Genomic DNA, 14,086 nt, shown 5'->3' on the forward strand with positions numbered 1-14,086 from the left:
AAGGCCAGTGAACGCCTGGAGGTTGAAAAAAATTGCCCACCCTGCAGGGCAACCGTCCGATTCTAAATGATCATGTGGATGAGGTAAAGCTGTGCATGTGACCAGTCTGTGTTTCTGCCCAGTGCCCGGTTCAGTCTGCCGGATCCAGCTGCGCATCCAGCCAGCCTCGCAGGGCGTTGGAGATTCTCAGGGCGGGCGCGGCGCGCAGATCGGCCAGGCTCAGGGCCGCTTCGTGAGCCAGGCCCTGATCCAGCAGCCATTGGCGCTGGACACCGGGCAGCAGGCTGCCGGTTGCAGTCGGGGTCAGCCAGCGGCCTTGCGGATCGCGGAGGTAGAGGTTGCAGCGGCTGCCTTCGCGCAATCCGTCCGTGGCATCGTCGAACACCAGATCGAAATGATCCGGGTGGGCCCGCAGCCAATCCTGGGCGGCGGCGAACCAGGGGCGGCGGGTGGTCTTGTGTCGTCGCCAGAAGTCGTCTGGGAAGCGGGCATCGGTTGGCGGCAGGTCACGGTGTCCGGCAGCGGTGTCTGCAGTCACGTCGTCCAGGACGTCCGACGCAATTGCCAGCCGGACCGGGGCGGGGGTATCCGGCAACAGCGCCGCTTCCAGTGAGAGCAGTCCGTCTGACGTCAGCAGCAGGCGCAGGCGCCATACGGCTCCAGGGAGGCCGGCCGATCCGGGTGTCGAAGCTGCGGCGTGCAGGCTGGCCGACACCCGGGCGTCAAGCGCGGCAGGGTCCAGGGGGTAGCCCAGCGCGGCGGCCGAGGCCAGCAGCCGCGCCCGGTGGCCGGGCCACAGGGCAATCCGGCCCTGCTCCAGGCGCATGGTTTCAATCAGGGCGGGGGCGGGTGTCGTCGTCATAGGGATTCCAGCGGTCCAGGATCCTGGCTTTCCATCGGCATTCCCGCCATTCCTCATCGGCCCGGGAATCGGCAACGATACCACCGCCGACGCCGAACAGCGCCTGGCCGTCGCGCACCTCGATGGTCCGGATGGCGACGTTCAGGGAAAAATCGCCGTTGGGCGCCAGCCATCCCACGCTGCCGCAGTAGATGCCCCTGCGCCGGTTTTCCAGCGTCCGGATGGCCCGCATGGCGGCGATCTTGGGCGCGCCCGTCACTGATCCACAGGGAAACAGGGCCTGCAGCACCCGGGATATGGGCACGTCCGGCGCTTCTGCCTGTACGGTGGACGTCAGGGTCCAGACGGACGGGTAGCCTTCCAGGCTGAAGAGCGCCGGCACGCGGACGGTGCCTGGCGTGGCGATGCGCCCGAGGTCGTTGCGCAGCAGGTCGACGATCATCAGGTTCTCGGCACGGTTCTTTTCACTGCGCAGCAGGGTGTCGGCCGCGTGTCGATCTCGTATCGGATCAGCGTGACGGGGGGCCGTGCCCTTCATCGGGCGGGTCGTCAGAAGGCTGCCCTGGCGGGCGACGAACAGTTCGGGCGAGAGCGACAGCACCCAGCGTTCCCCGTCCTGCAGGCAGGCCGCGTGTGACACGGGGTGCCGGGCCGTGAGGTCCTGGTAGACCTGCACGGGCGACAGCCCGGTCGGCCAGTCCGGCGTCAGCGGCATGGTGTAGTTCACCTGGTAGTAGTCGCCGCGCGCGATCCCCTGGCGAATGGCGCTGATGGCCCGCGCATGTTCCGTCCGGGTCCGGCCGCAGCGCAGCCTCAGATCCAGTGCGCCGGACAGCAGGGCCGATGCGTCTCGCGCGGGCGGGGACGCAGGGCTGTCGGGCCCCACGTTAGGGGCCCACTGGCCTTGTTCCCGTGCCTGCGCGTACACCAGGGCGGTCAGCCGGGGCAGGGCATCCGCATCCTGGCTGTACGGATCGGACAGGCCGAGGCCGTCATCCAGCCATGTCCCCAGCTCGTAATCCAGCAGCAGGGCAACCCAGCAGCCCGCCCGCCGGGCGGACTCGATGGCGGCCCAGGCGGCGGGCAGGTCGGATCGCCGGTGGACTGCGATCCTGCCCGCTGGGTCATCCAGCTGCAGCGACCAGCCGCTCAGGCGGTTTTCGAACAGACAGCCGGATGGTGGATTCATGCCGTGGCCGGAGCGCGCTGCAGAAATTCCGCCAGGATGCGACCCGTATGGGTCGGAGTCGCGCACAGCTGTTCCGGGCTGCCCTGGGCCACGACTTGGCCGCCCTGGTCGCCGCCTTCCGGCCCCAGGTCGATGATCCAGTCGGCTTCGGCCATGACATCCAGGTTGTGTTCGATGACCACGACCGTGTGGCCTGCATTGACCAGCCGATGCAGCACGCCGATCAGCTTTTCCACATCGGCGGTCGACAGCCCGACCGTGGGCTCGTCCAGCACGTACAGGGTGTGGGGCGCGCGGGATGCCCGCCCGGTACGCAGCACGCCTTCGTCCAGATGAGCCTTGGTCAGTTCCGTGACCAGCTTGATGCGCTGGGCCTCGCCGCCCGACAGGGTGGGGGAGGGCTGGCCCAGGGTCAGATAGCCCAGGCCGACGTCCTGCATCAGCTGCAGGGCGCGGGCGATCTTGCGGTGCGCGGCGAAATGGCCGATGGCGTCATCGACTTCCATGCGCAGCACGTCGCCGGCGCTGCGCCCGTTCCAGGCCACGCCCAGGGTTTCCTGGTTGAAGCGCGCTCCGTGGCAGGCTTCGCAAGGCACCTTGACGTCCGGCAGGAAGCTCATTTCGATGGTGCGCATGCCCTGGCCTTCGCATTCCGGGCAGCGGCCATCGCCGGTATTGAAGGAAAAGCGCGATCCCGTCCAGCCGCGCAGGCGCGATTCGCGCGTGCTGGCGTAGAGCTTGCGGATGTCGTCCCAGAAACCGACGTAGGTGGCCGGGCAGGACCGGGGGGTCTTGCCGATGGGCGTCTGGTCGACTTCCAGCACCCGGTCCACGGCCTCCCAGCCGCGAATGTCGCGGCAGCCCTGCCAGGGAACGGACAGGCGGCTGTTGATCCGGCGGCTGAGGTTGTCCAGCAGCACTTCGCGGGCCAGGGTGGACTTTCCCGACCCCGAAACCCCGGTCACGACGGTCAGGCGTCCCAAGGGGATGCGGGCCCGGGCCTGGCGCAGATTGTGCAGGTTGGCGTCGACGACCTCGATGGCCGGTGTCTGCGCGTCCACGGCTCGACGGCCGTTCATGGGATGGCGCAGTGGTTCGCGCAGGTAGCGACCGGTCAGCGACGCCGGATGGCGTGCGATGTCGGCCACTGTGCCCTGGGCGACCACCATGCCGCCGCGCGTCCCGGCCCCCGGGCCGATGTCGATCACGTGTTCGGCGCGGCGGATGGTGTCTTCATCGTGTTCGACGACCACCAGGGTATTGCCGTTGCCTTCCAGGCGGCTCAGGGCGTCCAGCAGGATGCGGTTGTCACGCGGGTGCAGACCGATGGTGGGCTCGTCCAGCACGTAGCACACACCCTGCAGGTTCGAACCCAGCTGCGCGGCCAGGCGTATGCGCTGGGCTTCGCCGCCCGACAACGTGGGGGCGGCACGGTCCAGGGCCAGGTAGCCCAGCCCCACGTCCATCATGAAGTCCAGGCGGCCACGAATTTCCGTCAGGACGTCGCGGGCGATCTCGGCCTCGCGTCCCTGTGTGCCCAGGCCCAGGAAGAAACGCTGGGCGTCGCTGACGGGCAGGGCAGCCAGCTCGGCGATGGAACGCTCATGCCAGCGGAAGGCCAGGGCTACGCGGTTGAGCCGCTGGCCGTGGCATTGGGGGCAGACCGACAGGGCGTCCTCCGGGTTGCCTTCCAGCCAGTTGGATTCCTCGCCGGTCTGTTCTTCCGTGAAGCCTGCCAGGGACAACCCCGTGCCGAAGCATCCTGGGCACCAGCCGTGGCGCGAGTTGTAGGAGAACAGGCGTGGATCGGGTTCGGGGAAGCTGGTGCCACAGCTTGGGCAGGCCCGCTTGATGGAAAAGGTCAGCAACAGCGGGTCGGGGGCCAGGCCTGCCCCTCGGCGGCCCTCGATCGTGGCGGGACCTGCCGTCGTCAGTCCGGTCAGGACACGGAAGCTGCCATGGCCCAGCGCCAGCGCCGCGCGCACGGCGTCTCGCAGCCCGGCCTCGTCGCGGACGTCCACGATCAGGTCGCGTACCGGCAGTTCGATCGTGTGTTCCTGGTAGCGATCCAGGCGCGGCCAGGGGGCGACCGGGATGAAGGCGCCGTCCACGCGCAGATGGGTGTGGCCGTGCGAGGCTGCCCATTTGGCCAGGTCTGTGTAATAGCCTTTGCGGGCCACGACCAGCGGGGCCAGCAGCCCGATATGGTCGCCCGCATGATCACGCAGCAGCTGGGCGACGATCTGTTCCGGTGTCTGGGGCGCGACCGGCACGTGGCAATCCGGGCACATCTGCGTGCCCAGGCGGACGTACAACAGACGCAGGAAGTGGTGGATTTCCGTCATGGTCGCCACGGTGGACTTGCGCCCTCCCCGGCTGGTGCGCTGCTCGATGGCCACGGTCGGCGGTATGCCGTAGATGGCGTCCACGTCGGGCTTGCCGGCCGGCTGCACGATGGCGCGGGCATAGGCGTTCAGGGATTCCAGATAGCGGCGTTGTCCTTCGTTGAACAGGATGTCGAAGGCCAGCGTGGATTTTCCCGACCCTGACACTCCTGTGATGACGGTGAAGGCATTGCGCGGAATGTGGACTTCGATGCCCTTCAGGTTGTGCTCGCGGGCGTTGACGATGTGAATGTCGGCGCTGGCGGAGGCAAGCGGTGGCCGGGGCGCGGGTTCCCGCAGCATCAGCGCCGGGCTGCCACAGTTCTGTACCACCTCGCGGCCTGCATGCCGCTCGGATTCGTCAGGCACAGGGCAGTCCGCAAGGACTGCCCTGTGTTCGTACTCATCCAGGGCCTGGCCGGTATGGGATCCGGCGTGTTGCATCAGTTGTTCGGGCGAACCCTGCGCCATGATGCGCCCACCCTGGTCGCCGCCTTCCGGCCCCAGGTCGATGATCCAGTCCGCTGCGCGGATCACGTCCAGATTGTGCTCGATGATCAGCAGCGAATGCCCGGCGGCCAGCAGCTTGCGAAAGGCCCGCATCAGCCGGGCGATGTCATCGAAGTGCAGGCCGGTCGTTGGTTCGTCGAACAGCAGCAGGCTACCCTTGAGCATGCCCTGTGGCGCGCGGGATTTGGCTGCCTGGGCCAGGTGCCCGGCCAGTTTCAGGCGCTGGGCTTCGCCCCCGGACAGCGTGGGCACCGGCTGGCCCAGGCGCACGTATTCCAGGCCGACGTCGGCCAGTGGCGCCAGTCCCCACTGCACGTCGCGCAGGCCCTTGAAGAATTCCAGGGCCTCGCTGATCGTCATGTCCAGGACTTCGTTGATGGATGCGGTGCGGCCCAGGTGCTCGATGCGCACTTCCAGGATCTGGGGGCGGAAGCGGTGGCCATTGCAGTCGGGGCAGCGCAGGTAGACGTCCGACAGGAACTGCATTTCCACGTGTTCGAAGCCGGTGCCGCCGCAGCCCGGGCAGCGTCCGTCGCCGGTATTGAAGCTGAAGGTGCCGGCGGTGTAGCCGCGTTCCTGAGACAGGGGGGCTGCCGCAAACAGCTTGCGGATGGCGTCGAAGGCGCCGACGTAGCTGGCCGGATTGGAGCGCGCCGTCTTGCCGATCGGGGTCTGGTCCACCAGGACGACGTCGGCGATCTGCTCGGCGCCCAGCAGGGCGTCGTGTTCGCCGGGGGCCTCGGTCGGTCGGCCCATGCGTTTCAGCAGGGCCGGGTACAGCACGTCCTGCACCAGCGTGGACTTGCCGGACCCCGATACCCCGGTCAGACATACCAGCCGCCCCAGGGGCAGGGAAAAATCGATGTTCTTCAGATTGTTGGCCCGCACCCCCTGCAGCAGCAGGCGCGGGGTTTTTTCCGCTACAGGCATGGGGCGCGGGGCTTCGATGCGCTCGCGGCCGCCGAAATAGCGGCCGGTCAGCGTGTCGGCCGCCGCCAACTGCGCCGGGGTGCCGTCGAAGACGATGTGGCCGCCACGTTCGCCGGGGCCGGGGCCGATGTCCAGAATGCGGTCTGCCGCCACCATGACCTGCGGGTCGTGTTCCACCACGACCAGAGTGTTGCCGTGGTTGCGCAGCCGCTGCATGACCTGCACGATGCGGTGGATGTCACGGGGATGCAGTCCGATGGACGGTTCGTCCAGCACGAACAGTGTATTGACCAGGGAGGTGCCCAGAGCCGTGGTCAGGTTGATGCGCTGGACTTCGCCGCCCGACAGGGTGCGGCTCTGCCGGTCCAGCGACAGGTAGCCCAGGCCCACGTCGCACAGAAAGCGCAGCCGGGTGCGGACTTCGTCCAGCAGTTCGGTCAGCGCTCCGTCCAGCGCCTGTCCCAGTTCGATGCTTTCGAACCAGTCGCGCACGCGTTCGATGGGCAGGCGCATCAGGTCGTGCAGGCCCAGGCCGGGCAGACCGGCCAGCTGCGCATCCGTCCAGCGGGCGTGCGCGGGCTTGAAGCGCGGGTAGCCGGCGATGGCGCCTGTGTCCCGGCCCAGGCGCCACAGGGTTGCGTCGGCCTTCAGGCGGGCGCCCAGGCAAACGGGGCAGGGCGTGTAGCTGCGGTATTTGGACAGCAGTACGCGCACGTGCATCCGGTAGGCCTTGGTTTCCAGCCAGTCGAAGAAGCGCTGGATCCCGTACCACTGGTGTTTCCAGGCCGAGGGCCCGCCCTTCCAGTCGGGAGTGCCGTGGATCACCCAGGATTTTTCCGCCGCCGTCAGGTCGCGCCAGGGCGTGTCGAGGCGGATGCCGATCTTGCCGGCGTAGTGTTCCATCTCCTGCTGGCATTCCTTGTAGCTGGCGGTCTGCCAGGGCTTGACCGCGCCGTCGCGCAGGGTGCGTGTCTCGTCGGGGACGACCAGGCCGTAGTCGATGCCCATGACCCGGCCAAAGCCCTTGCAGGCCTCGCAGGCGCCCAGGGGCGAATTGAACGAGAAGGTGCTGGGCAGCGGGGTGCTGTATTCGATGTCGCACTGGGCGCAGTGCAGCCCGGCGCTGAAGCGCCAGGCTTCTTCGTGGTCGTCGAACAGGGCGTGGACGGTCATCCGGCCATTGCCCTGGCGCAGGGCGGTTTCCAGAGCCTCGTCGACCCGGGCGGCCTCGGCATTGCCCAGGCGGAAACGATCCTGGATGACGTGCAGGCGACGGGAAGGGGCTGTCGTCTTGCTCTTGGCCTTAGCCGTCTTCGCGGCGGCTGCGGCGGCGACTGGAACCTGCGCCTGGCTGTCGGCAGCAGCGCCTGCCGCCGGTTCGTGCACGCGCGTGTAGCCCTGCTGCTCCAGGAAGCCGCGCACCTCGTCTTCGGTGAAGTTGCCCGGCACCGTGACGGGAAAGGTGACGACCAGGCGCGGGTCGGAGGCGGCGCACAAGGCATCCAGTTGCTGCCGGATGCTGGTGGGGTTGTCGCGCATGACGGGGCGGGCGCAGCCAGCGCAGTGCAGGTGGCCTGCGCGCGCGTACAGCAGCTTCAGGTGATCGTTCAGTTCCGTCATGGTGCCCACGGTGCTGCGCGAATTGCGCACCGGGTTCACTTGGTCGATGGCGATGGCCGGGAGGATGCCCTCGATGCGGTCCACCTGGGGCTTGTCCATGCGGTCCAGGAACTGGCGGGCGTAGGGCGAAAAGGTTTCCACATAGCGGCGCTGGCCTTCCGCGTACAGGGTGTCGAAGGCCAACGAGGATTTGCCCGAGCCGGAGACGCCGGTCACCACCAGCAGTTCGCCGGTGCGGACGGTGACGTCCAGGTTCTTCAGGTTGTTCTGGCGGGCGCCGAAAATGCGGATGGGTGCGTTCATGGCGCCATCATAATCCGCGCGTGTGCCGGATGGTGGCAGCAGCCCGGCACGGCCCGAGGGGTATTGCGGACAGTGCGGCGCGCTGTCGCTTCCGGCAACAGATCGGATGCATGTGTTACCAGACCCGCCCGGACGCCAGGGCCCGCTGCAGGGCCAGAAGAAGGGAACTTTGCTAAAATAGCGTGTTTTGCATTCAAGCCCGCCCCCATACCCAGGAGATTCTCATGGCAGAAATCAAACGCACGCGGCGCAACACGCTCGAGCGCCGTTGCCTTGGCAAAGCGTTCAAGCGTCTATTCGTGCGCGCCCCCAAAGGCGTCTTCAAGATGCTGGAAAAGGTCAAGCGCGTCTGATCCGCGCCAGACCTGCCGTATTGTTTGCATACAATTCGGCATCGGGGAAACCACGGACACCGTCGTCCGTGGTTTTTTTTTGCCGCTATCATGAAGCCCTGAGGACAGGAGGAGTTCACCGGCATGGCTTGCTGGCGTCATTTGTTTTCTGTCGTCACCCCCACATTCAATCGGGCGCACACACTGGAACGTGTCTACCGGTCTTTGCAGGAACAGTCATTCCAGGACTTTGAATGGGTGGTGGTGGACGACGGGTCGACCGACCATACCCGCACGCTGGTGCAGGGGTGGCAAGAAGAAGCCAGCTTTCCGATCCGTTACATCTGGCAATCCAATCAACACAAGAAAACAGCCTTCAACAATGGCGTGCGCCAGGCTCGGGGTGAATGGCTGGTCGCCATCGACAGCGATGACGAACTCGATCCCAATGCGCTGTATCAGATGGCCCAGGTCTGGGACCAGGTGCCGCCGGCCCTGCGCGGCCGCTATGTGGCGATCACAGGCCTGTGCGCCCGGCCCGACGGCCAGGTCGTGGGGGACATGTATCCCGATGACGTCATGGACGTCACTTCGCTGGACATGACATTCCGCTACCACGTGCGCGGTGAAAAATTCGGCTGTCTGCGCACGGATGTGCTGCGGCAGTTTCCTTTTCCGGAAGACATCCCGGGCTTTGTGCCCGAAAGCCTGGTGTGGCGGTCCATCGCCCGCGCCGGCTACCTGACGCGTTTCGTCAATCAGGTGTTCCGGGTCTATCACGACAGCAATGACGGCCTGTCCCGTCGGCAGCCGGCTGCCGACAGCAGCCGGCATGCACTGGGGTTGTGGCTGCTGTCCTATGACACGGTGGAATGCTGTCTGCCGTGGCTGCGCTACCAGCCGTCGTCGTTTTTGGCGGCGGCCGTGCGGTATACACGGTTTGCCCTGCATTTGCGCGCCCGCCGGGTGGCCCGGCCTCAGGGGCGGCGCCTGACCCATCCGCTGTCCCGGCTACTGGTGGTGGCGATGTGGCCGGCGGGCGCGGTCCTGTACGTGCGGGATCGCGTGCGCGAAGCCGCCGCCCGCAGCAAGCATTCCGTCGCCGCCTGACCTGCGGGCGTCAGGGCGTCTGTGGGCGCATCAGTGCAGGGTGCGCCCTGCGTCGGGAATATCGTCGTCGTCATCGGGTTCATCGATGTCGGCGGTATCGTCCTCGTCGTCGGGCAGTTCGGTTTCCGTCAGTTCGAAGGGCAGCAGTTCGGACAGGGTGTCCGACCAGCCGGCTTCCTCGCCTTGGCCGTCGACCTTGATGTAGCGGCAGCCTTCGAGTTCGGACAGCTGGATGGCCCACAGGAATTCGCAGTCGATGGGCTGGCCGTCGCTGAGATCCAGCCCCCCGCCGTTGCCCAGGAAGCGGGCGCCGGGGCCGCCGGCCTGGACGTGCTGGCGGCCGTCGGTTTCTTCGCCCGGGCTCAGGGGCAGGGCGAACAGTGCCCATTCGAAGCCTTCTTCGGGCTCTGTGACGATTTCGGCAATGACGGGCTTGCCCATGTAGGCGCACAGGGCATCGGCCGTGCGGCCCAGCAGATCGGCCTCGGCAGCGGTGAAGGTCAGCATGGTGGTGTCCGGGAATTCAGAAAGTCGCTCTTCGCCCATTGTACGTTCCCCGGCCTACAATCGACCCTTTGTGCGGCCGAATTCCTCGGCCCGAGCTTTGACGGTGACGCCATGGCACAGTACGTGTATTCCATGAACCGGGTGGGCAAGATCGTGCCCCCCAAACGCCAGATCCTGCGCGACATTTCCCTGTCCTTCTTTCCCGGCGCCAAGATCGGCGTGCTGGGCCTGAACGGGTCCGGCAAATCCACCCTGCTGAAGATCATGGCCGGGGTAGACAAGGACATCGAGGGCGAAGCCATCCCCATGGCGGGCCTAAACATCGGCTACCTGCCCCAGGAACCGCAACTGGACCCCGAACACACCGTGCGCCAGTCCGTCGAAGCCGGCCTGGGCCAGGTGTTCGAGGCCCGCAAACGGCTGGATGAAGTCTATGCCGCATACGCTGAACCAGATGCCGATTTCGACGCGCTGGCCGCCGAGCAGGCCGAACTGGAAGCCGTCATCGCGGCGGCCGCCACCAGCGGCAGCGACGACATTGAAACCCAGATGGAAATCGCGGCGGACGCCCTGCGGCTGCCGCCCTGGGATGCCATCGTCGGCAAGCTGTCGGGCGGTGAAAAACGCCGGGTCGCCCTGTGCCGCCTGCTGCTGTCCAAGCCCGACATGCTGCTGCTGGACGAACCCACCAACCACCTGGACGCCGAATCGGTGGAATGGCTGGAAGTCTTCCTGCGCCAGTTTCCCGGCACGGTCGTGGCCGTGACCCACGACCGCTACTTCCTGGACAATGCCGCCGAATGGATCCTGGAACTGGATCGCGGGCACGGCATCCCCTGGAAGGGCAACTACAGTTCCTGGCTGGAACAGAAGGAAGACCGCCTGAAGCACGAGGAAGCCGCCGAATCCGCCCGCCAGCGCACGATCAAGAAAGAACTGGAATGGGTGCGGCAGAATCCCAAGGGCCGCCAGGCCAAGGCCAAGGCCCGCCTGGCCCGCTTCGAGGAACTGTCTTCGCACGAATACCAGAAGCGCAACGAGACCCAGGAAATCTTCATCCCGGTCGCCGAACGCCTGGGCAACGAGGTCATCGAATTCCACAACGTCTCCAAATCCTTTGGCGATCGGGTGCTGATCGACGATCTCAGCTTCAAGATTCCCGCCGGGGCCATCGTCGGCATCATCGGCCCCAACGGCGCCGGGAAATCCACGCTGTTTCGCATGATCGCCGGTCAGGAGACCCCCGATTCCGGCGAGGTCGTGCTGGGCCAGACGGTCAAGCTGGCCTACGTGGATCAGTCGCGCGATTCCCTGCCCGACGACAAGACCGTGTTCGATGCCATTTCCGATGGCGCCGACCTGCTGACGGTGGGGCGTTTCGAGATGCCTTCCCGCGCCTACCTGGGCCGCTTCAACTTCAAGGGTGCGGACCAGGGCAAGCAGGTCGGCAAACTTTCGGGCGGCGAACGCGGCCGCCTGCACCTGGCCAAGACCCTGATCGCGGGCGGCAACGTGCTGCTGCTGGACGAGCCGTCCAACGACCTGGACGTCGAAACCCTGCGCGCCCTGGAAGACGCGCTGCTGGAATTCGCGGGCAGCGTGCTGGTCATCAGCCACGACCGCTGGTTCCTGGACCGGATCGCCACGCACATCCTGGCCTTCGAAGGCGATTCCCAGGTGGTGTTCTTCGATGGCAACTACCAGGAATACGAAGCCGACAAGCGCCAGCGCCTGGGCGAGGAAGCCGCCCGGCCGCACCGGATCCGCTACAAGGCCTTGAAATAATTCGATTGGCTGGCTGCCCGTCCTGGCAGCCGGCAGTCAGGATCACAGGAGCGCGTCATGAGCACCCACGATGTGAATCAGGCCCTGCTGGCAGCCGGCGCCAGCCTGCTGCTGATCATCGACATGCAGGAGAAACTGCTGCCGGCGATCCGGGAGACCGATGCCCTGAGGGGGCGGGTGGCCCGCCTGGCCCAGGCAGCCCGCCTGTTGTCCGTTCCCGTCTGGGCTACGGAACACTGGTCCCAGAAGATCGGTCCGACTCATGCCGATCTGCTTCCCCATATCGATCGGACCGTTGCCAAGACGCATTTCAACGCCTGCCGCGAAGCCGCTTTTCTGTCGCGGTGGCCGGTGGGGCGCACCCGAGTGTTGTTGGCAGGCACGGAAGCCCACATCTGCGTGTTACAAACTGGCCTGGGCCTGGCGCAGGCCGGCTACGAGCCGGTGCTGGTCGCCGATGGCATCGGCTCCCGGCGCGAATCCGATCGGCTGGCGGCCTGCGAACGCTGGCGCCGGTATGGTCTGGAAATCGTCACATCCGAGATGGCGCTGTATGAATGGCTTGAAACCCCGGCGCATCCGGCCTTTCGCGACGTGCTGGCCCTGGTGAAATGACGGCTCCCCGGGCTGCCTTGCGGCCTGGATTGAAACAACTGTAGCCTCGGCTCACAGTTTCCACCCGGGGGCCGGGTTATAAAGAAATCAAGGAATTCAAAGAAGGAGAACCTCCTATGACCATTCGTACCCTTGGGAAATTCAGCGCAGTGCTGGTGTTGGCGACCGCCATGGCAGGCTGCTCCTCCTGGGACAACATGAGCCATCGTCAGAAATCCGCCGTGACCGGCGCTGGTCTCGGCGGTGTGGCGGGGGCTGTGATCACGGGCGGCGGTATCCTGGGGACGGTCGGCGGCGCAGCCATCGGCGGCGTGATCGGTGATCAGGTCGGGAAGAACCGCTGATCGGGCACATCTGCAGCTGAATCCGGCGGAGCGGGGCCGTACCCGGCTCCGGCCGACAGGGCTCTGGCAGCGTCGCTGCCGGAGCCCTTCTTTTTTTGGCCCCAGGGATCGGGCCTTGACTTTCCAGGCAATCCCGGCTTAAATTCAAACGATCGTTTGAATTTAAATGAGACTCGGCCTTCCGGCCCCGGCATTGCGCCGGCCGGAGAGCCAACCACCCGGAGACCTGGAGATGCCCGACTATAAAGCCCCCTTGCGCGAGATCCGTTTCGTGCGCGACGAGGTTCTGAATTATCCCGATCACTACCAGTCCCTGCCGGGCTGTGGGGACGCCACGCCGGACACGGTCGATGCCATTCTGGAAGAAGGCGCGAAATTCTGCCAGGAAGTGCTGGCGCCGCTGAATCAGGTCGGCGACCGCGAGGGCTGCACCTGGTCGCCGGAAGGCGTCACGACCCCCAAAGGTTTCAAGGAAGCCTACGCCCAGTACGTGGAAGGCGGCTGGCCGGCCCTGTCGCACGACCCGGCCCATGGCGGCCAGGGGTTGCCTGAGTCGCTGGGCATGGCCATCAGTGAACTGATGGGCGAGGCCAACTGGGCCTGGGGCATGTATCCCGGCCTGTCGCATGGCGCCATGAATACCCTGCAGGCGCATGGCACGCAGGAACAGCAGAAGACCTACCTGGAACCCCTGGTGTCCGGCAAATGGACCGGTACCATGTGCCTGACCGAACCGCATTGCGGCACCGACCTGGGCATGCTGCGCACCAAGGCCGAACCCCAGGCCGACGGCAGCCATCGCATCAGCGGCACCAAGATCTTCATTTCCGCCGGCGAACACGATATGGCGGAAAACATCGTCCACATCGTGCTGGCCCGTCTGCCGGACGCGCCTGCTGGCACCAAGGGCATTTCCCTGTTCATCGTGCCGAAGTTCCTGCCGGACGGGCAGGGTGGCCTGGGTGCGCGCAATGCCGTCAGCTGCGGATCCATCGAGCACAAGATGGGCATTCACGGCAACGCCACCTGCGTCATGAATTTCGACGGTGCCACGGGCTTCCTGATCGGGCCGGCCAACAAGGGCCTGAACTGCATGTTCACCTTCATGAACACGGCTCGCCTGGGCACGGCCATCCAGGGACTGGCACATGCCGAGGTCGCATTCCAGGGTGCCAACCGTTATGCGCATGAACGCCTGCAGATGCGCTCGCTCAGCGGCCCGAAGTTCCCGGACCAGCCGGCCGACCCCATCATCGTGCACCCCGACGTGCGTCGCATGCTGCTGACCATCAAGGCCTTTGCCGAGGGCAACCGGGCTTTGCTGTACTACGCTGCGCAGCAGGTCGATATCGCCCACTACAGCCAGGATGCCGAACAGCGTGAACTGGCGGAAAAGCTGCTCAGCTTCCTGACGCCCATCGCCAAGGCATTCATGACGGAAACCGGCTTCGAGGCGGCCAACCTGGGCGTGCAGGTATTCGGCGGGCATGGCTACATTTCCGAGCACGGGATGGAACAGAATGTGCGCGACAGCCGCATCTCCATGCTGTACGAGGGCACCACCGGCGTGCAGGCGCTGGACCTGCTGGGCCGCA

At 66.1% G+C, this 14,086-nt stretch carries 10 protein-coding genes; 6 read left to right on the top strand and 4 right to left on the bottom strand.

The window, feature by feature from the left end; genetic code table 11:
* Positions 1-130: 130 nt before the first annotated feature.
* The 3 genes from VDP74_RS09190 to uvrA are packed head-to-tail and all read right to left on the bottom strand — an operon-like array spanning position 131 to position 7,798.
* On the bottom strand, positions 131-862 hold the full coding sequence (locus VDP74_RS09190; RefSeq protein WP_322999330.1) for an aminotransferase class IV: 732 nt from the start codon (positions 860-862) through the stop codon (positions 131-133).
* Entirely contained in the window at positions 831-2,051 is a 1,221-nt protein-coding gene (gene pabB, locus VDP74_RS09195) for an aminodeoxychorismate synthase component I (RefSeq protein WP_322999331.1), read from the bottom strand. The genes VDP74_RS09190 and pabB overlap by 32 nt, the downstream gene beginning before the upstream one ends.
* Positions 2,048-7,798: an excinuclease ABC subunit UvrA gene (uvrA, locus tag VDP74_RS09200; protein ID WP_322999332.1), complete on the bottom strand. Its 5,751-nt coding sequence runs from the start codon at positions 7,796-7,798 to the stop codon at positions 2,048-2,050. The genes pabB and uvrA overlap by 4 nt, the downstream gene beginning before the upstream one ends.
* 224 nt (positions 7,799-8,022) lie before the next feature.
* On the opposite strand from uvrA, the gene VDP74_RS09205 reads away from it, so the two are divergent.
* Positions 8,023-8,151 (top strand): hypothetical protein, encoded by a 129-nt coding sequence (locus tag VDP74_RS09205; protein ID WP_003803595.1) that lies wholly within the window; start codon positions 8,023-8,025, stop codon positions 8,149-8,151.
* A 123-nt stretch (positions 8,152-8,274) separates the two neighbouring features.
* Positions 8,275-9,240, top strand: coding sequence for a glycosyltransferase family 2 protein (locus tag VDP74_RS09210; RefSeq protein WP_322999333.1), 966 nt, complete (start codon positions 8,275-8,277; stop codon positions 9,238-9,240).
* 30 nt (positions 9,241-9,270) lie between these two features.
* On the opposite strand, the gene VDP74_RS09215 is transcribed toward VDP74_RS09210, so the two are convergent.
* Positions 9,271-9,747 carry a hypothetical protein gene (locus VDP74_RS09215; RefSeq protein WP_322999334.1) on the bottom strand — a complete coding sequence of 159 codons (477 nt, stop codon included), beginning with the start codon at positions 9,745-9,747 and terminating at the stop codon, positions 9,271-9,273.
* Between the two features lie 111 nt (positions 9,748-9,858).
* On the opposite strand from VDP74_RS09215, the gene ettA reads away from it, so the two are divergent.
* From ettA to VDP74_RS09235, 4 genes are all read left to right on the top strand, one after another.
* Complete coding sequence (gene ettA, locus VDP74_RS09220) at positions 9,859-11,532, top strand: energy-dependent translational throttle protein EttA (protein WP_322999335.1); 1,674 nt, start codon at positions 9,859-9,861, stop codon at positions 11,530-11,532.
* A 57-nt stretch (positions 11,533-11,589) separates the two neighbouring features.
* On the top strand, positions 11,590-12,147 hold the full coding sequence (locus VDP74_RS09225) for an isochorismatase family protein (protein WP_322999336.1): 558 nt from the start codon (positions 11,590-11,592) through the stop codon (positions 12,145-12,147).
* Positions 12,148-12,263: 116 nt separating this feature from the next.
* Positions 12,264-12,491 (top strand): glycine zipper 2TM domain-containing protein, encoded by a 228-nt coding sequence (locus tag VDP74_RS09230; RefSeq protein ID WP_298013986.1) that lies wholly within the window; start codon positions 12,264-12,266, stop codon positions 12,489-12,491.
* Positions 12,492-12,723: 232 nt separating this feature from the next.
* Positions 12,724-14,086 (top strand): acyl-CoA dehydrogenase family protein (locus VDP74_RS09235; RefSeq protein ID WP_322999337.1); only part of this gene is annotated, 1,363 nt, incomplete at its 3' end.

This window comes from Castellaniella sp. (assembly GCF_034674885.1).
Classification (GTDB): Bacteria; Pseudomonadota; Gammaproteobacteria; order Burkholderiales; family Burkholderiaceae_B; genus Castellaniella.